Source organism: Novosphingobium sp. NFX11, assembly GCF_057376415.1.
This window is the reverse complement of record NZ_CP080386.1, coordinates 268,137-291,651: the sequence shown is the minus strand read 5'-3', so window position 1 is coordinate 291,651 and position 23,515 is coordinate 268,137. Positions and strand designations below refer to the sequence as shown.

24 protein-coding genes and 3 pseudogenes are annotated in these 23,515 nt (G+C 63.6%); 14 read left to right on the top strand and 13 right to left on the bottom strand.

Features of this window, described 5'->3' with window-relative positions:
* Positions 1-34: 34 nt before the first annotated feature.
* The gene (locus KZO24_RS27985) at positions 35-1,114 is read right to left on the bottom strand and encodes an IS630 family transposase (RefSeq protein WP_486486303.1); all 1,080 of its coding nucleotides are present in this window, start codon (positions 1,112-1,114) and stop codon (positions 35-37) included.
* Positions 1,115-1,330: 216 nt separating this feature from the next.
* Here KZO24_RS27985 and KZO24_RS27980 point away from each other — a divergent pair, with 216 nt between their 5' ends.
* Positions 1,331-3,124, top strand: coding sequence for a putative bifunctional diguanylate cyclase/phosphodiesterase (locus KZO24_RS27980; protein WP_486488428.1), 1,794 nt, complete (start codon positions 1,331-1,333; stop codon positions 3,122-3,124).
* Positions 3,125-3,263: 139 nt separating this feature from the next.
* Here KZO24_RS27980 and KZO24_RS27975 read toward each other — a convergent pair whose 3' ends face one another.
* Positions 3,264-3,509 carry a hypothetical protein gene (locus KZO24_RS27975; RefSeq protein WP_486488321.1) on the bottom strand — a complete coding sequence of 82 codons (246 nt, stop codon included), beginning with the start codon at positions 3,507-3,509 and terminating at the stop codon, positions 3,264-3,266.
* Between the two features lie 358 nt (positions 3,510-3,867).
* On the opposite strand from KZO24_RS27975, the gene KZO24_RS27970 reads away from it, so the two are divergent.
* The 5 genes and pseudogenes from KZO24_RS27970 to KZO24_RS27950 all read left to right on the top strand — a co-directional run bounded on the left by KZO24_RS27970 (position 3,868) and on the right by KZO24_RS27950 (position 7,186).
* Positions 3,868-4,137, top strand: coding sequence for an integration host factor subunit alpha (locus tag KZO24_RS27970; RefSeq protein WP_486488320.1), 270 nt, complete (start codon positions 3,868-3,870; stop codon positions 4,135-4,137).
* Positions 4,138-4,460: 323 nt separating this feature from the next.
* A pseudogene (locus tag KZO24_RS27965) lies at positions 4,461-4,544 on the top strand (short-chain dehydrogenase); the annotation flags it as partial.
* 76 nt (positions 4,545-4,620) lie between these two features.
* The gene (gene dinB, locus KZO24_RS27960) at positions 4,621-5,715 is read left to right on the top strand and encodes a DNA polymerase IV (RefSeq protein ID WP_486488319.1); all 1,095 of its coding nucleotides are present in this window, start codon (positions 4,621-4,623) and stop codon (positions 5,713-5,715) included.
* On the top strand, positions 5,715-6,203 hold the full coding sequence (locus KZO24_RS27955; RefSeq protein WP_486488318.1) for an alpha-ketoglutarate-dependent dioxygenase AlkB: 489 nt from the start codon (positions 5,715-5,717) through the stop codon (positions 6,201-6,203). Before dinB ends, KZO24_RS27955 begins: the two co-directional genes overlap by 1 nt.
* 140 nt (positions 6,204-6,343) lie before the next feature.
* Entirely contained in the window at positions 6,344-7,186 is an 843-nt protein-coding gene (locus KZO24_RS27950) for an aldo/keto reductase (protein WP_486488427.1), read from the top strand.
* Between the two features lie 16 nt (positions 7,187-7,202).
* Here the strand turns inward: KZO24_RS27950 and KZO24_RS27945 are convergent, their stop codons facing one another.
* From KZO24_RS27945 to KZO24_RS27930, 4 genes and pseudogenes are all read right to left on the bottom strand, one after another.
* Positions 7,203-8,015 carry a S1/P1 nuclease gene (locus tag KZO24_RS27945; RefSeq protein WP_486488317.1) on the bottom strand — a complete coding sequence of 271 codons (813 nt, stop codon included), beginning with the start codon at positions 8,013-8,015 and terminating at the stop codon, positions 7,203-7,205.
* Positions 8,016-8,082: 67 nt separating this feature from the next.
* Complete coding sequence (locus KZO24_RS27940; RefSeq protein WP_486488316.1) at positions 8,083-8,958, bottom strand: 3'-5' exonuclease; 876 nt, start codon at positions 8,956-8,958, stop codon at positions 8,083-8,085.
* Positions 8,959-9,065: 107 nt separating this feature from the next.
* Positions 9,066-12,323 (bottom strand): annotated as a pseudogene (locus KZO24_RS27935) (error-prone DNA polymerase).
* Positions 12,323-13,525 (bottom strand): DUF6504 family protein, encoded by a 1,203-nt coding sequence (locus tag KZO24_RS27930; RefSeq protein ID WP_486488315.1) that lies wholly within the window; start codon positions 13,523-13,525, stop codon positions 12,323-12,325. The pseudogene KZO24_RS27935 and the gene KZO24_RS27930 overlap by 1 nt, the downstream one beginning before the upstream one ends.
* 808 nt (positions 13,526-14,333) lie before the next feature.
* On the opposite strand from KZO24_RS27930, the gene KZO24_RS27925 reads away from it, so the two are divergent.
* The 5 genes and pseudogenes from KZO24_RS27925 to KZO24_RS27905 all read left to right on the top strand — a co-directional run bounded on the left by KZO24_RS27925 (position 14,334) and on the right by KZO24_RS27905 (position 16,524).
* Positions 14,334-14,945 (top strand): response regulator, encoded by a 612-nt coding sequence (locus KZO24_RS27925; RefSeq protein WP_486488314.1) that lies wholly within the window; start codon positions 14,334-14,336, stop codon positions 14,943-14,945.
* A gap of 265 nt (positions 14,946-15,210) precedes the next feature.
* A pseudogene (locus KZO24_RS27920) lies at positions 15,211-15,597 on the top strand (four-helix bundle copper-binding protein).
* A gap of 16 nt (positions 15,598-15,613) precedes the next feature.
* The gene (locus KZO24_RS27915; RefSeq protein WP_486488313.1) at positions 15,614-15,904 is read left to right on the top strand and encodes a DUF3175 domain-containing protein; all 291 of its coding nucleotides are present in this window, start codon (positions 15,614-15,616) and stop codon (positions 15,902-15,904) included.
* Between the two features lie 36 nt (positions 15,905-15,940).
* Positions 15,941-16,207, top strand: coding sequence for a DUF2171 domain-containing protein (locus KZO24_RS27910; RefSeq protein WP_232491426.1), 267 nt, complete (start codon positions 15,941-15,943; stop codon positions 16,205-16,207).
* A 20-nt stretch (positions 16,208-16,227) separates the two neighbouring features.
* Positions 16,228-16,524, top strand: a complete 297-nt coding sequence (locus tag KZO24_RS27905; RefSeq protein WP_103098015.1) for a plasmid stabilization protein — start codon at positions 16,228-16,230, stop codon at positions 16,522-16,524.
* A gap of 67 nt (positions 16,525-16,591) precedes the next feature.
* Here the strand turns inward: KZO24_RS27905 and KZO24_RS27900 are convergent, their stop codons facing one another.
* The 5 genes from KZO24_RS27900 to KZO24_RS27880 form a co-directional block, all read right to left on the bottom strand.
* The gene (locus KZO24_RS27900) at positions 16,592-17,566 is read right to left on the bottom strand and encodes an SDR family oxidoreductase (protein WP_486488312.1); all 975 of its coding nucleotides are present in this window, start codon (positions 17,564-17,566) and stop codon (positions 16,592-16,594) included.
* An 82-nt stretch (positions 17,567-17,648) separates the two neighbouring features.
* Positions 17,649-18,467: an alpha/beta fold hydrolase gene (locus KZO24_RS27895; RefSeq protein WP_486488311.1), complete on the bottom strand. Its 819-nt coding sequence runs from the start codon at positions 18,465-18,467 to the stop codon at positions 17,649-17,651.
* 44 nt (positions 18,468-18,511) lie between these two features.
* Positions 18,512-19,294, bottom strand: coding sequence for an SDR family NAD(P)-dependent oxidoreductase (locus KZO24_RS27890; RefSeq protein ID WP_486488310.1), 783 nt, complete (start codon positions 19,292-19,294; stop codon positions 18,512-18,514).
* Positions 19,295-19,305: 11 nt separating this feature from the next.
* Entirely contained in the window at positions 19,306-20,496 is a 1,191-nt protein-coding gene (locus tag KZO24_RS27885) for a zinc-dependent alcohol dehydrogenase (protein WP_486488309.1), read from the bottom strand.
* The gene (locus KZO24_RS27880; protein WP_486488308.1) at positions 20,496-21,071 is read right to left on the bottom strand and encodes an SRPBCC family protein; all 576 of its coding nucleotides are present in this window, start codon (positions 21,069-21,071) and stop codon (positions 20,496-20,498) included. The genes KZO24_RS27885 and KZO24_RS27880 overlap by 1 nt, the downstream gene beginning before the upstream one ends.
* Positions 21,072-21,374: 303 nt before the next feature.
* On the opposite strand from KZO24_RS27880, the gene KZO24_RS27875 reads away from it, so the two are divergent.
* Together KZO24_RS27875 and KZO24_RS27870 are read left to right on the top strand one after the other, a co-directional pair.
* Entirely contained in the window at positions 21,375-21,629 is a 255-nt protein-coding gene (locus tag KZO24_RS27875) for a hypothetical protein (RefSeq protein ID WP_486488307.1), read from the top strand.
* A 43-nt stretch (positions 21,630-21,672) separates the two neighbouring features.
* Positions 21,673-22,137 (top strand): ribonuclease E inhibitor RraB, encoded by a 465-nt coding sequence (locus KZO24_RS27870; protein ID WP_486488306.1) that lies wholly within the window; start codon positions 21,673-21,675, stop codon positions 22,135-22,137.
* Here the strand turns inward: KZO24_RS27870 and KZO24_RS27865 are convergent.
* Positions 22,134-22,358, bottom strand: a complete 225-nt coding sequence (locus KZO24_RS27865; protein ID WP_486488305.1) for a hypothetical protein — start codon at positions 22,356-22,358, stop codon at positions 22,134-22,136. The two genes, KZO24_RS27870 and KZO24_RS27865, sit on opposite strands and share 4 nt — an antisense overlap.
* 124 nt (positions 22,359-22,482) lie before the next feature.
* Between KZO24_RS27865 and KZO24_RS27860 the strand changes: the two genes are divergently transcribed.
* Complete coding sequence (locus KZO24_RS27860; RefSeq protein WP_486488304.1) at positions 22,483-22,971, top strand: cupin domain-containing protein; 489 nt, start codon at positions 22,483-22,485, stop codon at positions 22,969-22,971.
* A gap of 57 nt (positions 22,972-23,028) precedes the next feature.
* Here KZO24_RS27860 and KZO24_RS27855 read toward each other — a convergent pair whose 3' ends face one another.
* A complete protein-coding gene (locus tag KZO24_RS27855) occupies positions 23,029-23,256 on the bottom strand; it encodes a DUF3072 domain-containing protein (RefSeq protein ID WP_486488303.1) in 228 nt (75 codons plus the stop codon).
* Positions 23,257-23,515: the final 259 nt, after the last annotated feature.

Sequence of the window (23,515 nt, the reverse complement as noted above, 5' to 3'; positions counted from 1 at the left end):
GGCGGAGGCGACCAGCGGCAGGGAAGTGCCCGAGCTAGTGGCAGGAATCTAACACTTGATGCCCGCGCCTGACGGCGGCGATGATCTTATCTGGGTCTGCGGTCCAGACGAATGGCTTTGGGCTTTCATTGTGCTCGGCAAGGAAGCGGTTGATGGCCGCCTGGAGGTCGATGAGCGAGTGGAAGACGCCGCGTTTGAGACGGCGGTTGGTCAGCTTGGCGAAGAAGCCCTCAACGGCATTCAGCCATGAGCATGAGGTTGGCGTAAAGTGGAAGGTAAAGCGCGGGTGCCGGCCGAGCCACTCGCGCACTTTGAGATGCTTGTGGGCGGCGTAGTTATCGAGGATGACGTGGATCGCCTTTCCTGCGGGCACCTGTGCTTCGATCAGGTTCAGAAAACGGATGAATTCCTGATGACGGTGCCGCTGCATGTTGCGGCCGATTACGGTGCCATCGAGCACGTTGAGCGCAGCAAAGAGCGTGGTTGTGCCATTGCGCTTGTAATCGTGGGTCATGGTTCCGGCCCGTCCCTTCTTGAGCGGGAGGCCAGGCTGCGAGCGATCGAGCGCTTGGATTTGGCTTTTTTCGTCGAATGACAGCACGATCGCGTGCGCGGGCGGCGAGACATATAGCCCGACGACATCGCGAAGCTTTTCGACAAACTTCGGATCATTCGATAGCTTGAATTGGCGAACGCGGTGGGGTTGCAGGCCATGAGATCGCCAGATCCGCTGCACCGAACTGACGCTGATCCCAACCTCGCTCGCCATCATCAGCGCCGTCCAATGGGTGGTCTCGCCGGGCGGATCTTCGAGCGTCCGAGCAACGACCCGGTCGGTCACCTCGGGAGCCAAGGGCGGGATCCGCGACGGACGGGTCTTGTCGCGAAGCAGTCCTTCGACTCCTTCTTGCATGAAGCGCTCTTGCCATCGCCATACGCAGGTCTTCGAAGTCCCAGTTCGCCGCATGATCTCGTTGGTGCCGACACCCTCGCTCGTCAGGACCACGATCTCGGCGCGCCATGAATGCTTCTGCGCCGAGTTGCGGTCCTTGATGATCCGATCGAGCCGGTCTCGGTCGGATGGGGAAAGGCTGATTGAGATACCGCTGCGCATCCACCCTTATCGCACAACCGGCAAACTTCGGGAATCCACTTCAGGACTCTTCTGTCAGACCTTGACCACTAGATCGACCAGTAATACCTCCGGATCGGACATAGTTCTGTCGGCGTCTTGGCCGGTCGTTATCGTTTAGTTTGGTAGGCCGGAGCGATCAGGAGAGGGTTAGGCTTGAGGTCGGACGTGACGGGACTGCAGAACACCATCCTGGAGATGATTGCGACGGGCGAGCCACTCTCCGCTACGATGGTCAGGCTGTGCCGAGAGGTTGAGCGGATGGTTCCCGGGGTCATCTGCTCGGTCCTTACCGTCGATAGTGCCGGAACACTGTGTACGCTCGCCGGGCCAAGCCTTCCAGCGCACTACTGTTCGGCGATCGATGGGTTGGCCATCGGTCCGAGTGTCGGCGCCTGCGGCACGGCGGCTTACCTCGGCGAAGAAATCGTATGCAGCGACATCGCGACGGACCCGCGTTGGGAACGGTTCCGGAACCTCGCCCTTCCACTGGGCCTGCGGGGATGCTGGTCCAGTCCGATCTTCGGATCGCAGCCTCGTGCAGTCGCGACGTTTGCATTTTATTACCGCGAGTGCCGCGGACCTTCCCCGCTGGAGCGCGAGATCGTGGCCCAGTGCGTGCACCTCTGCGCCATCGCACTCGATCGCCATCGTCGGGTGCTCGAGCATGAGAGGCGCGCCAATACCGATGTGCTGACCGGCATGGGCAACCGTGCCGCGTTTGACGGTGCGCTGGCGGAGCTCGACTGCGCAGTGCCGGGTGGTTGGGCCCTGTGCCTTGTCGACCTCGATAACCTGAAAGTGGTGAACGACACTTTCGGGCATCAGGCCGGGGACCATGTTCTGCGACATGTCGCGGAGAGGCTCTCCCGTGCAGCCGGATCGGACCGCGTGTTTCGTATCGGCGGGGATGAGTTCGCGTTGATCATCACCCAGACCGCGACGCTGCGTAATATGGAAAGTTCGATGGAAAGCTTCCTGGCAGCGGTGAGCCCTCCTGTCGATTGTGGCAGCAGCGTTATCGTCCCGCGCGCGACGATCGGCTTTGCGGTATGCTCTGCAGGAGACCGGGTCGCAGAGCGGGTGCGGCAGAACGCCGACTTCGCGCTTTATCACGCGAAGGAGACCGGGCGCGGCGGGTATATGCGGTACTGGCCGGGCATCGGATCGCGTATGACGCGCAGGCTGACAGCCATCCGGGATGTCGATGCGGCTTTGCGCGAAGATCGTATCAGGGCCCATTATCAACCGATCATCAAGCTGGAGACCGGCGAGGTGGTTGGTGTCGAGGCGTTGTGCCGTATGCACATCGGCAAGTCAGTATTGCCTGCACATCTTTTCCACGAGGCCACGACCGACGCCAGCATTGCAAGTGCGCTCACCGCGAACATGATCGCGCAAGTTGCCGCAGACGTGCGCTACTGGCTGGATCTGGGCATCCCTTTCCAGCATGTCGGCATCAATGTGTCCTCAGCTGACTTTCATAATGGTGCGATATACGCGCTGGTTGCGGAGGCGTTCGGGAAGCACGACGTGCCGTTGAAGCACGTTATCCTGGAGGTCACCGAGTCCGTTTATATGGACGACGACGCCGGGGTTGTGCGCACGGCGATGGCCGCCATGCGAGCCAAGGGACTGAAGATCGCGCTGGATGACTTCGGCACCGGCTTCGCTTCACTGACCCATTTGTTGCAGGTGCCGGTCGATATCATCAAGATCGACAAGTCCTTCGTCGATGGTGTGGTGTATTCCCAACCCAGCGCCGCGATCGTGGGCGGGCTGATCCGGATCGCCGATGATCTTGGCATCAAGGTGGTTGCCGAAGGGGTCGAAACGCGTGAACAGGAGGACCGACTTTGCAAGCTGGGATGTCTGTTGGGACAGGGATACCTTTACTGGCCAGCCATGGATCCGGTAGACGCTGGCACTATCATGCTCGAGCGTGGGCAAGGCGCCGTCGTTGCACAGCAGGCAGTAGCGGGTTCTAGCTGACGACCAACTCGTCAGCATCGATAATCCCGGGCCATCTTCTCTCAAGGCCCTACTGCGGTAGAGAAGGCCGGCAGCGGACGACGGGTGAAGTTCCTTTCAAGGCTCCCGATCGTCCACGCCGAGATTTAAGGAAGCGCGATCATCGGCAGACGCGGACCTTGCGGTGGTGCCGCCACTCCGTCCAGCAACGGCGATGATTGCCGCGATACCGGCGGTCGCTCCAGTGGCGCGGACGCTCGTAGCGACGATGGTCTCGGTAATGGCGGTCGTAGTGGCGCTGCTCGTAACGATGTCGATCTCCACGCGGATGAGCCTCTGCCGTCGCCGCCACGCCGATGCTGCTGGCAACCATCGCAAGTGCTAGAGATATTTTGAGAATTTTCATCAAGACCTCCGGGTTGAAAGCTATCAGAACCCCCAAAGGATGAATTGCTGATGTACGTCGCGTCGAGCGGCGTCGGTGCTGCGACGGACTATGACGATCCGTCGGCAAGTTGAGTCGCAAGCGCGCAAGGTGCGCTGTCACGCCGATCCTGTGTGCTCAAGTGCGTTGTCGCTCTGATTATTCCTGCCTAACAGCGCATCGGGACCGGTAGCGGCGGACTGCAGGGGGCTGCCGAAAGTAGTCCCGACGAAAAAATTCCCGTGTTTGCCGAATGCTATTTCTGTGGCTGCCGCGTTATGGTTTGTGCCTGAGGAGACATTCTTTGCCGCAGCAATCCAGGACACTCACGCGCGCGGAAATGGCAGCGGCCATCAGCCGTCGGGTCGGGATCTCGATCCGCGACGCCTCGTACATGGTCGATGCCATCCTTGAGGAGATGGCGGCTGCTCTCGAGCGCGGAGAAAACGTGAAGATCACGAACTTCGGCACGTTCCTGCTCAATGACAAGGCACCCCGCATCGGTCGGAACCCGAAGACGGGCCAGCAGGCAATTGTGAGCGCGCGACGTGTCGTGACCTTCAACCCCGGCATGGGCCTGAGGGCACGGGTGGCCCCGATCCCTGATTGACATTCATTGCGGCGGGGCGCGAATCAGTTCGGCTGCGCCCCAAATCGCCGCGCCGATGACGCATCGTTCAACCCATCTGAGCCCTTCCGGCGCTACATCCCCGCCTGCATCTTTGGTCACCTGACATTCAGCGGCCGGGGTACGAAACCATTGCATGCAGATCATCCCACAAGCCATTCGATGCGGCCTCGAGGGGCATGCCCCCGACCGCCGAAACCAGATGGGATGCCGTGCGGGCCGGGTTCGTACCAGAGGCTATGACCTGACGCGCGAGATCGATGAACGCCTCGAATGCGACCGAAGTGTTCCTGAGGTCGCGAGGTCTTTTCGTCTTCCTCGCCTCGGACCTCGCCGGGAGCATCACCGGAACGGAGTTCACGATCGACGGCGGGACGGCGCCGGTCGCCAGACACGACGAATGGATGGTCGCCTTGAGGCGATCGCATGTTCTCATCATGTTCCGACTGTGGTAATGCCGCAGGCATGGTCGATACCACCGTCCGCAAGATCATTCACGTGGACATGGATGCCTTCTTCGCATCCGTGGAGCAGCGCGATAATCCATCCCTTCGCGGACGTCCCGTGGCCGTCGGATATGCGGCGGCGCGGGGCGTCGTGGCCGCAGCAAGCTACGAGGCCCGCACGTTCGGAGTCCGTTCCGCGCTGCCATCGGTGACGGCGATGCGCCGTTGCCCGGACCTCGTGTTCGTGCCGCCGCGCTTCGACGTATACCAGGACGTGTCGCGCCGGATCCATGGGGTCTTTGCGCGCTACACCGATCTCATCCAGCCGCTTTCGTTGGATGAGGCCTATCTCGATGTCACCGCAAACAGGCGCGGCATCGAGACCGCGTGGCGCACGGCAAAGGAAATCCGTGCGGCGATCCTGGAGGAGACCGGGCTGACCGCTTCGGCCGGTATCTCCTACAACAAGTTCCTCGCCAAGCTCGCCTCCGATCAGCGCAAGCCGAACGGGCAATTCGCGGTGACGCCCGACATGGGACCGGCCTGGGTCGAGACGCTGCCGGTCAGCCGTTTCCACGGTGTCGGGCCGGTGACGGCGGACAAGATGAAGCGTCTCGGGATCGAGACCGGAGCGGATCTCAGGGCGAAGTCATTCGAGTTTCTCCAGCAGCATTTTGGAAGTTCCGCCGGCTGGTATCATTCGATCTCGCGTGGGCAGGACGACCGGCCGGTCAATCCGGACCGGGTTCGCAAGTCCTCGGGTGCGGAAACGACCTTCGACCACGACCTGACCGATCCGGCTGCGATCGAGGCGGGCATTCTTCGAATGGCCGACGACGTGTGGAAATGGTGCGAAAGCCGGGGTGCCTTCGGTCGCACCGTGACAGTGAAGGTCAAGTACGGCGACTTCCAGCAGATCACGCGCAGCCGCAGCCAGGCGGGCGCGGTGACGACCCAGGATGACCTGCGCCGATCCGCCCTGGACCTCGTCCGCTCGGTCCTTCCTCCCGCCAAGGGTATCCGCCTTGTCGGCGTCACGGTCTCGAACTTCGTCGAGCCGCCAGTCGCACAAGAGGCTGAATTGCCGATGTTCCGTCAAGGAAAGGCAGCTTGATGCTCGATCTGTTCGAAGCGCACGTCCTGCCGGGACTGGCCTTGCGCGGCGACATCATCGACGCGGCTGAGGAGCGCGCGCTGATCGCGCATATCGACGCATGCGATCTCACGCCGTTCCGCTTCCAGGGCTGGACGGGCAAGCGGCTGACGACGTCGTTCGGCTGGAACTATGATTTCGAGTTGGGCCAGCCGAAGGAGGCCCCGCCGATCCCGGACTGGCTGGCACCCTTCCGCGACCGGGCGGCGTCCTTCGCCGGGCTCGAACCCGGTGAGATGATCCAGGCGCTGTTGATCCGCTACGGTCCCGGCGCTGGTATCGGCTGGCACCGTGACCGCCCGATTTACTCAGATGTTGTCGGCATTTCCCTGGGCGAGCCGGCGACGATGCGGTTCCGGCGTCGGCGGGGCGAGGGTTTCGAACGGGCATCGGCGCCTCTCGAGCCACGGGGCATCTACCACATGCGCGGCGCTGCCCGGCACGAGTAGGAGCACAGCATCGTCGAGATGGAGCGCCCGCGCTGGTCGATGACGTTCCGCAGCCTGGCGAAGAGGTTTTGAGTCGCGAGCATGCGGACCGTCGATCCGGGCCATATGAAACATGATGCGAACCGGGACGCCTGCGGAGCATTCATCCGGTCATGAAGACGATTTCGTTTCCCGATGGCACCGCCGTTCCCGCATTGGGCCAGGGCACCTGGATGATGGGCGAACGCCCTGATCGCCGCTCCGCCGAGATCGCCGCTTTGCGCGAAGGCATCGATCTTGGCCTGACCCTGATCGACACTGCCGAGATGTATGCCGACGGCAAGGCCGAGCGCGTCGTTGGCGAGGCGATCACCGGTCGGCGCGATGCGGTGTTCCTTGTCAGCAAGGCCTACCCGCAGAATGCGTCTGCCAGGCGGTTGCGTAGTGCCTGCGAGGCAAGCCTGCGCCGACTGGGGACCGACCGGCTCGACCTGTATCTCCTCCACTGGCGCGGCAACGTGCCTCTCGCCGAGACTGTGGATGCCATGGAAATGCTTGTGGCGGCGGGGCTGATTGCTCGCTGGGGCGTCAGCAACCTCGACACCGACGACATGGATGAACTTGTCGCTTCTGGCGGCGGCACCTGTGCCACGAACCAGATCCTCTACAACCTTACCCGGCGCGGCCCCGAGTTCGACCTGATTCCGTGGCTCGAAAGGCGCCGCGTTCCGGTCATGGGCTATAGCCCCGTGGAGCAGGGCAGGCTGCTCCACCATCATGCGCTGGATGAGGTGGCGTCGCGGCATGATGCCAGCCCGGCGCAGGTGGCGCTTGCCTGGCTCATGACGCGGCCCGGAGTGCTGCCCATTCCCAAGGCGGCCTCGATCGCCCACGTGCGCGACAACCGTGCGGCCGTGGACCTCGTCCTGACACAGGCGGACTTCGCGACACTCGAGCGGGCGTTTCCGGCACCGGGCGGACGCCGGCCACTCGAGATGCTTTAGCCCTCGGGCGCGATTGCTAGCGCTTCGCGTTGCCCTTTGGAGGAAGGGGCGCGTCGAAGACCCAGTTGAGGTAGGCCGCGATGCGCAGACCTGCGCGTTTCAGCCGATCATCGATCTCGGTGCGATGTGCATAGGCGTAATCCCACGAGAGGGCTGGATCGGTGGGATAGATCGTCCTGCGCAGCGCGATGCTCTCGTGGATCCAGACTGCGGGATCGCGCTCGTTCCATGCGATGACCTCGGCTGGTGTGATCGATCGCGACAGCCATGCGGCATACTCGGAATAGGAGAGCGAGCGCTGCTCGATCAGCGCCGAATCCCACACTGAATGCAGGTTGCTCGGCTTGCCGAACCAGGTGACCGAAACCGCATTGCCGCCGCGATCGATTCCGGTGCCGGCATGGAGCGGCTGATGCAGATCGCCGATGATATGGACGATGAAACGAAGGGCGAGGCGCCTGTCGTCTAGCGTGGCCTTGGGATCGCGCAGCGTCGCGGTGAAGCGCGCGAGCGCGGTTTTCGCGTCACCCGCCGGCGGCGTGTCCGATGCAGCGTAGTCGTCGCCGGCAACGGTCACGTAATGCCACGGGCTCGCCTGCTTCTGCCAGAACACATCCGGGTCGGACTTCATGTCGTCGGGCCAGGTCGCCGCCTCGGCGAGATCCTCGCTGCCGAGCAGCAGGTGGACATTGGCCCGGGCGAGACCGCTCAGGTTCTCGTCAGCGATTGCGCCGGTGATGCGGTGACCGACCGGTCCCCAGGCATGGGCGGGCGTGGTGGCGGTGAGAGAAGCGGCGAGCGAGACGGCGAGTAGGATCGATTTGTGCATGATCGCTTCATAGAGCACGCAAGGGCTGGGGAAGCCCTGCGGTTTCAGACATGTCGATGCTACATCACTAGCGGTATCGCTCGCAGGCGGACTGCGGAAGGAATGCCGGCTCGCCGTGACCGGTGTAGATATCCTGGAGCAGCCATGTGCGCTCGATTTCCATCTCCTCTTCCCCGATGGTCCGCCACCAGAAGCGCATAGCAGGATCCCAGCGGTAGCCTCGCGCCTTCAGCGCGTCCTTGCCTTCGAACGGTGCATCCACGGCATTGACCCGGAAGCTGGGCCGTTGCGAAGCAGTCGCCAGCCTGGCGAGTATTGTCTCACTGTCGGGCGTCTGATGCGCCAGAAGGTAGATGAGCGCCAGGATGTCGTTCTCGGCGCGGTGCCCCTCGTAGAACCAGCCACACTGCGCGACGAGTTGCGCGAGGGCCCGGCCATCGAAGCCAAGCTCGAGCCAGTCGATCTCGGCCATCGTACAGGCCCATGCCTTGCCGGCGATCGCGGGGAGGCGGCGATCGACGAACGGACGATCGAAGGCGGCATTATGGGCAACGATGAGGTCCCCTGAAGCCAGGATTTCGATGGCTGCTGCCTCATCGATGCTCTGGCCGGCCAGCACCTCGTCGGTGAGGCCCGTGAGCTTGGTGATGCGCGGATCGAGTGGAGCCTGCGGATCCTCTCGCCACGCCCGCGGCGTGCCAACTTGGAGGATGCGGCCACGCTCGTCGAAACGAAATCGCTGGACAGCAAGTTCGATGATCCGGTCGGTTTCGCGATCGAGCCCGGTGGTCTCGACGTCGATGGCAACGCCTACACGCATCGCGCCATGGGCCGGTCCATCATGAAGGCGCTGCACCTGCGCCAGTCTGCGCAGGATCTTGAAGTCCGGATGTGTCGCAAGCATGCGGGCGGCTTCGGCAAGGGAAGGCTCGAGGCTCGTCATGGTCGGGCCTGATAGGGCGTGTCAGGCGCGGCGGGAAGACAACGGAAGATCGAGACGGGGACAACCGCGAGCCGGGCTCGTGAGCCCGCTGGCTCAAGGGAAAGGGCTCAATGGAAATCGTGGCTGCGGATCGCGATGAGATCGTCGCGAGGGTGAGTGGTCGGGAAAGGCGGCGGGGCCAGCGTCCGGCCGCGCGGGATGCCGGGCTCACGCGGATCGGGCCCGCCGCCGTGACTGGCGCCGTCGCCGCGTCCGGGTGTGACGGTGAAGTGGGTCTGCGCGATCGCGCGCAGCATGTCGTCGTGGTTCACGATGCGATCGCAGATGATGTGAATGACATCGCCTTCCTTCTGGAGACGTCCGCGCATGGCGATCATCGAGGCGGACATGATCTGGCGGCGATAGATCTCGAACTTGTCCGGCCACAGGATGCCGTTGGCGACCCCCGTCTCGTCCTCGATCGTGACAAAGAGCACTCCCTTTGCCGAGCCGGGTCGCTGGCGAACGAGAATGACACCAGCAACCTCGATGTTGCGGCCATCACGAACGGACGGCAGGTCGGCGCACCGGACTACCTGCATGGCATCGAGCCGGGAGCGCAGGAACTGCAGCGGATGACCGCGCAGCGAAAGCTGCAGCGCGCGATAGTCCTCGACGACCTCGCGCCCCGCGCGCATGGCCTTCAGATCGACGCTGGGTTCAACCTCTTCGGGCAAGAACCCCGCCTCGCGCGCGTCGGCCGCTGCTAAAAGCGGCAGCGGAGCCTCGCCCAGACCCTTCACTTTCCACAGGCCCTGGCGTCGATCCTCAGCCAGAGCGGCGAAGGCATCGGCTTCCGCCAGCCGTTCGATCGCGGCGCGCGGGGTTCCGGCACGGCGCCAGACTTCCTCGACGCTCTGGAAGGGGGCAGGCCCCGGGCCGCGACGATCGCGGCGGCATGGATGTTGGCAAGACCGCGAACCTGGCGAAAGCCGAGGCGGACCGCATGGAGGCGGCCTCGACCCGGTTCGAGGCTGCAGTCCCAGTGGCTGTGGTTGATCGAGACCGGCCGGACTTCGACGCCATGTGCCCGCGCATCGCGCACGATCTGGGCCGGGGCGTAGAAACCCATGGGCTGGGCATTGAGGAGTGCCGCGCAGAAGACATCGGGATGATGGTGCTTCATCCAGCAGCTGGCATAGGCGATCTTGGCGAACGAGGCGGCATGGCTTTCCGGAAAGCCGTAGGAGCCGAAGCCTTCGATCTGCTTGAAGGTGCGTTCGGCAAAGTCCCCGGGATAGCCGCGGGCCATCATGCCGTTCACCAGCTTGTCGTAGAAGTGACTGACGCCGCCGGTCAACTTGAAGGTCGCCATGGCGCGGCGCAGCTGGTCGGCCTCGACCGGCGTGAAGCCGGCACCGACGATCGCAACCTTCATCGCCTGCTCCTGGAACAGCGGCACACCGAGGGTCTTCTTCAGAACCGCCTCGAGCTCGGGCCTGGGATATTCCGGCGTCTCCTTGCCTTCGCGGCGACGAAGGTAGGGGTGGACCATGTCGCCCTGGATGGGGCCCCGGGCGCACGATCGCGACTTCGATGACGAGGTCGTAGAATTCCTTCGGCTTGACGCGGCAGCATCGACATCTGCGCGCGGCTTTCGATCTGGAAGACCCCGAGGGTGTCGGCCTTCTGGATCATGGCGTAGACGTCCGGGTCATCGTCCTGCAGATCGGCCATGGTCTTGTACACGCCCTTGTGCTGTTCGAGCAGGTTGAACGCGCGGTTCATGCAGCCGAGCATACCGAGGCCCAGCACATCGACCTTCATGAACTTCAGGGCATCGATGTCGTCCATGTCCCATTCGATGATCTGGCGGTCCTCCATGCGTGCCGGTTCAATGGGCACCAGATCATCGAGCCTTCCTGCGTCAGCACGAAGCCGCCGGGATGCTGCGAGAGGTGTCGGGGCGTGCCGATCAGCTGGCGCGAAAGTTCCAGCGTCAGGCGCAGGCGATGATCGTCGGCATTGAGATTGAGGCTCTCGATCTGTTCGTCGGTGATGCCTTCCATCGACCAGCCCCAGACCAGGCCGGTCAGCATTTTTGTCAGGTCGCGGGGAAGGCCGAGGGCCTTGCCGACCTCGGCCACCGCTCCGCGGGTGCGGTAGCGGGTGACGACAGCGGTAAGTGCCGAGCGATGACGGCCGTAAGTCTCGTAGATCCACTGGATGATTTCCTCGCGGCGCTCGTGCTCGAAGTCGACGTCGATGTCGGGAGGTTCCTTGCGCTCGCCCGAGACGAAGCGTTCGAACAGCAGCTCGTGCCGGATCGGATCGATCGAGGTGATGCCGAGCATGAAGCACACGCAGCTGTTGGCCGCCGATCCTCGCCCTTGGCACAGGATGCCGCGCCGGCGGCTTTCAGTGACGATCGCATTCACCGTCAGGAAGTAGGGCGCATAGCCGAGCCGGTCGATGAGCGTCAGTTCGTGATCGATCTGCTTCGCATAGGCCTGCGGCAGGCCGCCGGGAAACATGCGCGCCGCCGCATCCGCGGTAAGGCTCGCGAGAGCTTGCTGCGCGCTGCGCCCGGCCATGACCTGCTCGTAGGGATACTGGTATTGGATTTCGCCAAGGTCGAAACGGCAGCGCTCGGCGATGTCGGCGCTCGCCTGGATCGCATCGGGAAATGCCGCGAACCGCCGCTCCATTTCTTCAGGCGACTTGAGATTGCGATCCATGAACCGCTCGCGCCGGAAGCCCAGTGCATCGATCGTCGTCTTTTCCCGGATCGCGGTCATCACGTCCTGCAGCGGACGCATCGTGAGATCGTGATAGAGGACGTCGCCGGTAGCAACGCTACGCACGCCCGCTTCGCGCGCTAGCCTGTCCAGGCCGTGGAGACGGGCCATGTCGCCCGGCCGGCGCCGCAGCGACAGCGCGCAAAAGCCGTCGCGCCCGAAAACGGAGCGAAGATCCTGCAGGTTGGCCGCGGTGCGGCTGTCCGGCTGATCGGGCAGCAGGATTGCCACGAAACCCGCCGCGTGTTCGACAACGTCGCTCCAGGACAGGATGCACCGGCCTTTGCCGCTACGTCCCTTGCCAAGCGACAGCAGTCGGGTGAGGCGCGACCAGGCGGCGCGGTCGCGGGGATAGAGCAGCAGCGCGCGGCCATCGGTGAGATCGATGCGCGATCCCGCGATCATCCGGACGCCGCTTGTCTTCTGCGCGTCCCAGCCCCGCACGATCCCGGCAAGCGTATTGTGATCGGCAAGGCCGAGCGCAAGGTGCCCCAATGCAACGCCTGTCTCGAAGAGTTCTTCAGGTGCCGACGCACCGCGCAGGAACGAGAAGTGGCTGGTGACCTGGAGTTCGACGTAGCGTGCCATCACCCGAACACGCCGTGGATGTACCAGCTCAGATCACCGGTCGGTGCATCGAGCCCGTCGCCGCGCCGGAACAGCCAGAAGCGTTCACCGCCATCGGTCTCGACCATGAAGTAGTCGCGCACGGCCCACATCTCGCGTGCCGAGCGCCACCATTCGCCATGAACGCGTTCGGGCCCTTCGCCGATCGCGACCTTGTACAGCGTGCCGCGCCAGGCAAACCGCCGGGGCGGGTGATCGGGCATCAGCGCGACGACGCCGGACAGCGGTTCGGGATGGGGAAGCAGACGTACCGGTCGGCGCCATTGCGGCCATCCTTGAGGCAATGCGAGAGGGGGAGCGCGTCGCACCGCGCGCTCGGGCACATCGCTTTCGACCGGACCGGCGCGGAACAGGGCCCTCTCCCCGACCCGCCCAGCAAGCTGATCGATGAGCGGCGCGAGCTCGGGCTCCCTGCCGTCAGGACCAGGAAAGGTCCCTATCATGACCGGCTGCAGATGCTCGACGCGTGGGGCAACGAGACGCATCACCTCGATGCCGAGCCCGGGGTCGATACGTTCGACACGCATGGCGAACATGCGCGCGAGATGTCGCGCATCGCGCGTGGCGCCTGCAGTGCCGATCACGATGCGCTCCTCGACGGCATCGACGCGCGTGCAGGTGAGGACCGCAGTACGCAGCCCCAGGCGGCGCCGTTCCAGTTCGCGGACCAAGGCATCGGCGAGATCGCTGATGACCTGGTTGATGGCTTCTGCCGTTCCAATCGGCTCGAGCATCCGGCGCTCCGAATACGGCGCTGTGGACGGCACCACTGCCACGATGGGTTCCGCTGCCAGTCCGCGTGCCTGATCGAGGCGTTCGACGGTGCGAAGACCGAGGCGCCTTGCAAGCGGTCCTCGGGCGATCGCGTAGAGATCGCCGATGCACTGCAGACCGAACCGGGCAGCGCTTCCCAATGCCTCGTCGGAAAGCCGCAGCGCCGCAAGCGGCAACGAGGCAATCGCATGGGTTTCGGTGCCGGGAGGCAGTACGATGATCGGCTTGCCAGCAAAACGGGCGAGGGCATGGGCAGCGCCCGGCGTACCGGCAATGGCAATGTGCGCGGTGAAGCCGAGGCGCGCGAGGAAACGCACGACCCGGCGGCAGAAGCTTTCCTCGCCACCGAAAAGATGTGTCGTACCGGTAAGCTCGAGCCAGAGCACCATCTGGTGCACTGACGCTCGCCACGGGTGTCCAGTGGCGAGCAGCGTGAAGCGCGAGCCGGTCGAGCCATGCCCGGTCGTCCCCCGGCGCCGCATCGCGGACATCAAGGTCCGTCACAAGAGCGCGTGCATGTGCCGCAGCCATTCCGGGATGCAGGCCAAGTGCGCGCGCGATGGGGCAGGCGGACGTGATGATGTCGCGCTGCCCCGCCCGTTCGATCAGCACGATCGGCCTTGCCAGGTGCGCCATCTCTGCCAGTGCAGGCGCTGCCGGCCATGGCACGCCTGCATCATCGGGGCCCATGGCGCGAAAAGGATGATCCGCTGCTTCGCTGCGCCGGCCCATTTCACGCATGGTCGGGCGCTGATGGGCGGGCAGGGCATCGATATCACCCACCCTCGGCTTCGCACGAAGCTCGGGGTCCTGCGCCCAACGCGCACCGGGACGCCATCCGCCACCGCGAGGCACGGAGCAGGGTCCGGGGTCGTCATCGACAGGCTCGGTGAAACGCGGCCCGAAGTCCGGCCGAGGGGCGGCGCGATCACGCGGCGCGGATGGTCGCTCCTGCCGGCGCAGCCGTTCGATCGGCAACTGCGGCAGGTAGAGCGAGGCGCCCCTGGTCATCGCAAGCCTCAAGAACAAGAGAGAAGGGAACGCCGCCGCGCTGACGTAAGAGATCGATGTGCCACCGTGCGCGGCCGACACCGGTGTGAAGCAGGCGCTCGGAAGGGGCGGCCCCTACCCTCGACGGTGATGCGCTGCGTGCAGGCGAGCGCGATCTCCAGCCCGCCGCCCGTGGCATAGCCGTGCATGACCGCGATCGTGGGGATCGTCAGCCCCCGCCAGTCGGTCGACCACGGCATGGGCCTTGGCGATACACCCGCGGATCGCGGCCTCATCAGTGACGCCGCGAAACTCGCCGATGTCTGCGCCCGCAAGAAAGCCCTCGCGCTTGGCCGAACGGATCACCAAGGCCCTTGGCGCGCGCTGTTCGATGCAGTCGAGGATCTGCGCGAATTCCCCCAGCACCTCCTGAGACAAGGTGTTGGCGCCCAAACCCTGCTTGTTCAGCACGGCTCAGGCGACGCCCTGGGCATCGCGGGTGAGCGTCCAGTGACGCATTCCCTCGGAGGGAACCATCCATTGGTTCGACCGCGAACGATAGCCAAAGGGATTGCAGTGGAACCCGGTCGAGCGAACGTTGAACTTGGCGGTAAAACCATCCTGGTGGTCGAAGACGAATTCTTCATCGCCCAAGACTTGCGCGAAGAAATTGAAGGTGCCGGTGGGCGGGTGATCGGGCCATGCCCAAATGTCGATGCAGCGCTCAGGCAGCTGGATATCCAGACACCCGACTGCGCGATGATCGACATCGACCTTGGCGAAGGTATGTCGTTTGCGCTCCCCGCATCTGCTGGCTGATCGACACGTGCCATCCGTTTTCCTGACCGGCTACGACGCCGCGATGATTCCCGAGCCCTTCGATAATGCGTCTTACATCGCCACACCGCCACACCGCCACGCCGTGATCGCTGCTTTACGGGACCTGTGCCGCGCCGAACCAATCTAGCCCGGGCTGCTTCGCGAATTCATGACATATCGATAACATGGATCAAGTCCGCGGAGCATCCGCCTCGTCACGCGATTAGCCCTTCTTGCCCCGGTCGCATTCGGAGGAGATTGGCAGATGTCACTTCACAACATGATCGCACTCCATCCGGAAGTCGAGACGTTGAACGAAGGCCTCGCCACTGCCTGCCGGCATGCGCTTTTCTGTGGAGCCTTGTGCACCTCCTGTGCCGATGCCTGCCTCGCGGAAGCGGAGCAGATGCGCCAGTGCATTCGTGTTTGCGTCGACTGTGCGGACGTCTGCGCTGTCACCAGCCGTATCGCCGTGCGGCGTACGGGAAGCAATGTCGCGATCTTGGGCGCGATGATCGAGAGATGCATCTTTACCTGCGAGCCCTGCGCACGCGAATGCGCGCGGCATTAGCATGAGCATTGCCGGCTCTGTGCGGAAATGTGCCGCGGATGCGCTGCCGACTGCCGCAAGGCGCTCCCCGGCCTCAACTGAGGGAAAGGAAAGAGCGGTGACACAGAAGAAGTGGTCGCAGGACGTCACAGAGCGTTCGGATGCCCTGGACCTGGACGAAGGCCTCTTCAAGCAGGGAGATCCGGCCAAGATCGCCGCATCCCTAAATCGTTCGGCAGAGCATAGCAAACGGCGCAAGGGCACGCCGCTTCAGTCCGCAATGAGCATGCTGACGTTCTACATCAACCGTGCCGGAGACAATCTCGGCAAGCAGCAACGCGATGTCCTTGAGCAGGCGAAGGACGAACTGCGCAAGGCGTTCGGGAAGAAAACTCATGCAGCGGAATAATCATTCGCCCACTGAAACACACCAGGAGGAAGACACATGACCGATCTCAGTCAGGTTACCGAGCACATGGAAATCATAGGCGCCGATGGCGTGCACATCGGCACCGTCGACAGGGTCGAGGGTGACCGGATCAAGATGACCAAGGCCGACAGCGGATCGCACAGCGACCATCATCACTACATCGCCGGTGGTCTGGTCGCCGCAGTGGAGGGCAATCAGGTACGGCTGTCTGCAGCGGGGGCCGAGGCCGCTCTGCTGGAGGAGGAAGAAGGGGGTGAACCGTTGAGCGACCGGGGTTCCTGAGGAAGAGAAAGGACCGCATCATGCCCCGTGGAGACAAATCCAGCTATACCGACAAGCAGAAGCGCAAGGCGGAACACATCGAGGAAGGCTACGAGGACCGCGGCGTCGGCCACAAGGAAGCCGAGCGGCGGGCCTGGGCTACGGTCAACAAGGAATCCGGCGGCGGTAACAAATCGGGCTCGGGTCGCGGCAGGAAAGAAAACCACGCCTCGTCTCGTAAAGGGGGGCGCATCGGCGGGTCCAGCCAGAGTCACGAACAGCGGTCGGCGGCCGCCAAGAAAGGTTGGGAGACCCGCCGGAAGAAAGGGGGCGGTTGAAGCCGACCCTGACGGTGTCAGGTGCGCGTGGTCATGGGTGCGCACCTGACACTGATCTTGCGCCCGGTCAGATGATCCCGGTTCCTCCATTGGCGCCGAATACGCTGCCCGAGGTGAAGCTCGTCCCGCTTTCCGCAAGAGTCACATAGAGCGAGGCCAGCTCGGCAGGTTGACCTGCACGGCCCAGCGGCGTGTCCTGCCCGAATTCCTTCAGCTTGCCCGGCAATTGCCCGCCTGCCACCTGCAGCGGCGTCCAGACCGGACCGGGGGCGACGGCGTTCACCCGGATACCCTTGGCTGCAAGCTGCTTGGCCAGCCCCTTGGTGAAGATCAGGATCGCGCCCTTGGTCGTCGCGTAATCCAGCAGCTCTTCTCCCGGACTGACCGAATTGACCGAGGCGGTATTGATGAAGCAGGCCCCCGGCTTCATCAGGGGAATGGCCGCCTTGCTGATATGGAACATCGCATAGACGTTGGTCTTCATGGTCCGGTCGAACTGTTCCTCGCTGATCTCGTCGATCGACGCCTTGGACTGCTGATAGGCCGCATTGTTGACGACGATATCGAGACCTCCGAGAGCCTGCGCTGCCTGCGCCACGAGATTGCGACAGAAACCGGCATCTGTGAGATCGCCGGGAAGCAGCTTCACTTTGCACCCTTCCGCCAGCAGCAGCCGCGCGACGTCCTGAGCGTCCGGCTCCTCGGTCGGATAGTAGTTGATTGCAATGTCCGCGCCCTCGCGGGCAAATGCGATCGCTGCGGCGCGGCCAATGCCGGAATCGCCGCCGGTTAAAAGCGCCTTGCGCCCCTTGAGACGGCCGCTTCCACGATATGTCGCCTCGCCGCAGTCCGGCACCGGCTTCATGTCGCGCTGGAGCGCGGGCCATTCCTGCCGCTGCTCGGGAAACGGGTCGCTGGTGTGATTGGACGTGGGATCCTGCATCGGTCTGCTGTCTTGCGCCAGGGACGGGACCGCGGCGAGAGTCGCTCCGGCCAATGTCGCGCTCTTCAGGACGTCCCGGCGTGTACTGGGTTCAGTCATACAGCTGATCTCCTTGTCCTCGGAACCTGCTCCCCTTGTATCGAAGGGGGCATTAAGGGGCATCAAAAGGAGGGGATGGTCTTCATCCGGCAAGGAACGCGAGCAGATCGCGGTTGAGCCGGTCGGGTGCGGTCGCGAACAGGCCGTGGGGCTCACCGTCGTATTCTACCAGTTGCGCGCCAGCGATGCTGGCGGCCGCTGCACGTCCTGCCGGATCGATCGGCACCGTCTTGTCGGAGGTGCCGTGGATCACCAGCGTCGGGATATCGAAGGCCGACAAGTCCGGCCGAAAGTCCGTACGCCCGAAGGCATCGACGCAGTCGATTGTGGCCTTCGGGCTCGCCATGATCGCGAGCGCGAACGTCCAGTCGAGCAATGCGCTCGACACCGGCCTGGAGACCAGGCCAACGCCATAGAACATCTTGGCGAATGTCTGGAGGAAGGCAAACCGATCCTCGCGGATCTGCGCCTTCATGTCTTCGAAGACCGCGGCATCGACGCCGTCCGGATTGCTGTCGTCCTTCAGCAGATACGGCACGACCGAGGATACGAGCACCGCGCGGTCCACTTTGCCAGAGCCGTAGCGTGCCAGGTAGCGCGCGATCTCGCCTCCACCCATCGAAAAGCCCACCAGAGACACTTTCGGAACGTCGAGCTTGTCGATGACCGCGGCGAGATCGTCAGCGAACACATCATAGGTATATCCGCCGGAGGGGTGGCCCGACTGACCGAACCCGCGCCGGTCGTAGGTAATGACGCGATACCCGGCCTCGAGCAAAGCAAGCGTCTGATATTCCCACATGTCCCCTGTCAGCGGCCAGCCGTGAATGAGGATGACGGGCTTTCCCTCGCCCATGTCCTTGACGTGGATGACGTGGCCTTGCGGCGTCTCGATTTGCATGGATTACCTGCTCCGACTGTCTGTTCGGGAAAAATGGGAGGTATTCAGCGGTTTCCGCTTCCCGGCTCGGCCATCTTGCGATGCTGCTGCGCCAGAACGGATTGTGGGACGATGCCGGCACCGGCGACCTGCAGCTTGTTGGACCAGCCGGACACGATGTGTCCCTTGCCCGCCATCAGCGCATCCCAGCCGTCGCGAGCGACTTTCGCAGGGTCTGCCTTGTCGTTTTGGCCCAGCTGCGTGTCGAGCATGTCTGCGCGTGCGAAAAATTCGGTCTCGGTTGCACCGGGCATCAGCGTGGTGAGCGTGACGCTGTCGATGTCCTTGAGTTCATTGCGCAGGGCTTCGGTGAAATTGTCGATGAAAGCCTTGGTCGCATTGTAGACGGCATTGAAGCTGCCGGGAATGTAGCCCGCGATGGACCCCGTCACGAGAACCTTGCCCGAGCCGCGCGCGACCATCCCGGTCAGCACGCTTTGCAGGAGATAGACCGTCCCGGTGACATTGGTGTCTATCGAATGGCGCCAGGTCGCAACCTCCTGCTGCAGGAAGGCCCCGCCCGTGCCGACGCCCGCATTGGCGCAAAGCACATCGATCGCTCGCCCACCGGTTGCGGCAAGCAGGCGATCGACGCCGTCCAGCGTCGAAAGGTCGGCTTCCACCGCCATGACGTTGACCCCCTGCAGGCTGAAATCGCGTGCGGCTGCCTCGATCAGCGCTTCGTCGGCGGCCACCAGCAGATCGTACCCGGCCCGCGCCGCGCAATGCGCAAGCTCGAAACCGATCCCGGTGGACGCGCCTGTGACGATGGCGAATTTGTCGCCCATGGGCGTTCTCCTCAGGCGGCGACGCGATCGAGGCCGGGCTTCAGCACGACCTTGGTCACGTCATTCTGGTGGTCGCGAAACATGCGATACCCGTCCGGCGCCTGTTCCAGCGGCAGGCGATGGCTGATGAGGAACGTGGTATCGATCTTGTCCTCGACGATGGCGTTGAGCAGGCCCGGCAGGTAATGCTGCACATGGGTCTGGCCGGTCTTGAGGGTCAGGCCTTTCTCCATGAACGCGCCAAGCGGGAACTTGTCGACGAAGCCGCCATAGACGGCGGGCATCGAGATCCGGCCACCCTTGCGGCAGGCGTGGATCGCTTGTCGTATGCTGTGCGTCCGGTCGGTCCCCGTGAAAGTCGAGACCTTGATCTGATCCCAGACGTTGTCCGCGAAGAACCCATGAGCCTCGAGGCCTACCGCATCGATGCAGGCGTCCGGGCCGATACCGCCCGTCATCTCGATCAGGGCTTCGTAGGTTCTGGTTTCCTCATAGTTGATCGTCTCCGCGCCAAACCGCCTCGCGAGTTCGAGGCGCCGCGGAAAATGGTCGATGGCGATCACGCGTTCTGCGCCCATCAGGAAGGCGGACTGGACGGCGAAAAGCCCGACCGGGCCGCATCCCCACACGACCACCGTATCGCCCGGCTCGATCTCTGCATTCTCGGCCGCCTGCCAGCCCGTGGGAAGAATGTCGGAAAGGAACAGGACCCGGTCATCGTCGATGCCGTCCGGGATGACGATAGGCCCCACATCGGAGAAAGGCACGCGCACGTACTCTGCCTGGCCGCCCGCGTAGCCGCCGGTCATGTGACTGTAGCCGAACAGGCCGGACATCGGCTGGCCGTAGAGTTCCTGGGCGATGTCCTGATTGTCTGCCGGATTGCCGTTGTCGCAGGCGGAATACTGGTGCTTGCCGCAATGATAGCAGCTCCCGCACGCGATGGTGAAGGGAACGACCACGCGCTGGCCTTTGCGCAGGGTCGATCCGGGACCTGTCTCGACGACCTCGCCCATGAATTCGTGACCGAGGATATCGCCTGCCTTCATTGTCGGGATGAAGCCGTCGTAGAGGTGAAGATCGGAGCCGCAGATCGCCGTGGACGTCACCTTGATGATGGCATCACGCGGATTGAGGATTTCGGGGTCATCCACGGTGTCGACCCGAACGTCGTGCTTGCCGTGCCAGGTGAGTGCACGCATCAGGCAATCTCCTCTTCGCGTTGCTTGAGCGTGCGCGCCGCAGTGGCCACTTCGCCCGTTTCCATGAGTTGCTTGAAGCGCCTGAGGTCGCGGCGCGCCTGAATGCCGGGTTCGCGCTGGAACAGTTTGGCGATCAGTTTCCCGACAAATCCGCCGGGGGCTTTGTAGAAGATCGTCGCGGTGACGACCGTGCCTCTCTCGCCCGCGTCGCGAAATTCCACGCGCCCGCTGTTGGAAACGTCAGGGCTGTTCGTCGATGCCCAGGCGATCGCTTCGCCCGGAACATCCTGAGTTATCTGCGCGTCCCATTCGACCGTCGTCTCGCCGGGGCCGGCAACGACCCAGTGCGACGTGCAATCATCGAGCACGTCGATACGCTTCACGTTCTCCATGAACTTCGCGAGGTTCGGAAAATCCCGCCAGAACCGATAGAGATCGTCCCGGCTGCGGTTGATCGTCACCGAACGGGCGATGAGGGTGTCGCCCTCGCCGGACAGGCCTTCGCGCGCCGCATTCTGCGTGGCGCTTGCGTGTTTGGCGGTGGCGGGTGGGGCATCGTCGCGAATGTCCGTCATTGCGGGTCCTTATCCGGGATGAGTACGCTGGCTGCATATCGGTCGCGGGCAGCCCGGAGCTTTCCAGCCCTTATCGGCATGGCGCTGGTGCGATTGTGCTGGCGCGCTTGTGCCCTCATCAAGCCATCGGGCTCGGCCGCGTTCCCTGATGACGACGTGACGTTAACATGGATCAGTCGCTTAGATGCGGAGACGCCCCCGTGACTTGATCGAAGTTAGCGGACGCCCGCTCGTCGGGAACGGCAGAGGACGTCCATGCTTTTGCGTCCGTGCTTTTGCGTCGGCAAACGGAAAGGACATGCCATGACCGATGGGATCACGCCCGAGAATGGTGAGGAGGCCCGGCAGCGCGCCGGCGATGACCCCTATGAAACGCCTCGCGGCGGAATGGGGGACGCTGGCCCGGACGAGGCTCACGACCCCCGCACGCGCGGGGGTCAGAAGCCTGAAAAAGTGGACGATCGCCCTGTCGTGGGCGAAGTCGACCCGGAGGACTATCCGGAAAGCGAACGGCGTGACGGGGATGTCGATCGCGCTCCCCGCCGATCCGGCGAATAGAAAGGCTGGATGATCGCGACACGGGAGGCTGAGGAGAGACATCATGCAAGCGGATGATGACAGGCCAGACAACCGCGAGGTGGAAAACGAGATGATCTGTCCTCCATCTCACGAAGGTATGCCGCCGCGCCCGGCCACGGAGCCCGCTCGTGCTGGCCTTGACGGGGATTGGGACCGGGAACCCGGCGCCGGGGAAACGGAGCAAAACTGCGGGCCACAGCATGGACTGCACGCGCCGGAGGAGAAGACCGTGATCTTCCCCTTTGTCTTCCTGAACCGGGCTTCGGCACAAGCTTTCGCTGTCGCGATCGAGAACGAGTACGTCCGTGCGGAGATCGTTGAGCCGAAGGACGGGGCCGCGCCCTGCGCAGTACGGGTCGCGACACGTCTCATCGCTCACGCTCGACAAATCGCGGCAATGCAGAAGGACTTGCAGGAAATCGCCGAACTTCGAGAGGGGAGGGCAAACGGCTGGCACTTTCTTGAGAGGGATCACAAGGAAGATTAGCGTGTGCCGCTCGCGTAGATGTGCGTTGCGAGCCGTTCGGCATGCATGTCGCGGCATCGGCCTTGCCCTCGAAGATCGTGAGGCCCGGTGGCTTTCCCGAGATTGAAGATGGCGGGAGGCAGGTGCGCGACGCGCCGCTCCGCATTATCGCGCCCGCTCTCGATACGACCGCGCCGTTCTCCTTGAATCTCAGGCAAACTGTCGCCCTTGATCACGGCCATGCGTTCACGAGGGATGCGCGGCTGCCGGAGCGCGGGGAAGGGAGAAAACGAGCGGCCATGCGCCGGTATGGATCGAACTGGCCGACAAGGCAGCGCGGCGGCGGGGTACGACGAAAGGCAAGTGATGGAAATCGAGACGACGCAACTGGGCGCCAATGCGTGGGTGCCCAACAATCCGCACGTGCCCGTCCGGATATACAGGAGCGCGATCGAGGTGACGGGTGAGCTGGGTGCCGGGCGCTTCGAAATGCTGTTCACCGATAATGGCTGGCGTCCGGACTGGCGTGACGGGGTCTATGACTACCATCATTACCACTCGACGGCGCACGAGGCGCTTGGCGTGTTTGCCGGCACCGCAGTGCTTGAACTGGGCGGGCCGGATGGCGAGCAGATCATCGTCACCGCCGGCGACGCGGTGATGCTGCCAGCAGGTACAGGACACCGCTGCCTGGAGGCCAGCGACGACTTCCAGGTTGTCGGCGCATACCCTCAGGGCCAGGACTGGGACATCTGCCGGAGCGCCGACGATGGCGCCCTCGCGCGCATAGCTGCGCTTCCGGATCCAGCGCAGGATCCGATAACCGGCGCATCGGGGGCCGTCTTATCTGCCTGAAGCCCTGGTCGGACACTTCGTCCTGTGCGCGGCTGTCACTTGGCAGACTGTCGCTTGTCAGTTCCTGCCCAATTTGGCTTTGAGCGCGTCGATCCGCTGTGACGCGTCTGCCTTGCTGAGATCCCCGGGCGGCAGATCCTCGCCTGCCTCCTCGCAAAGCGTTGTGAGATAGGATGCCTGAGCTCCGGTCATCGGGTCGTCTCCCGACACCCAATCAGACGGATCCTTTTCGGTATTCGATGCCGGGTGATCGTCCAGCTTGGGATTGTGCAGTTCATTGGTCATCTGGCAGTTCCTTGTTCGTGATTTGTTCACAACACGGGGGTTGGCGATATGGTTCCTGCACGATCCCCGTTGCGCGGAGCGTACCGAGGACAGCAAATGTCGGTATGGCGTCAGGTGTGCCGTTTATGATCCGGGACGCATCCGGGAATCTTCTGCTCAAACGGGGCTGTCGTTTCGCGGTGCGACGTCGGCCACAGCTCCTGACCTTCGCCATGTGCGAGGAACGACGTGAAATTGGCGGGTGCTCGATCCGCACGAC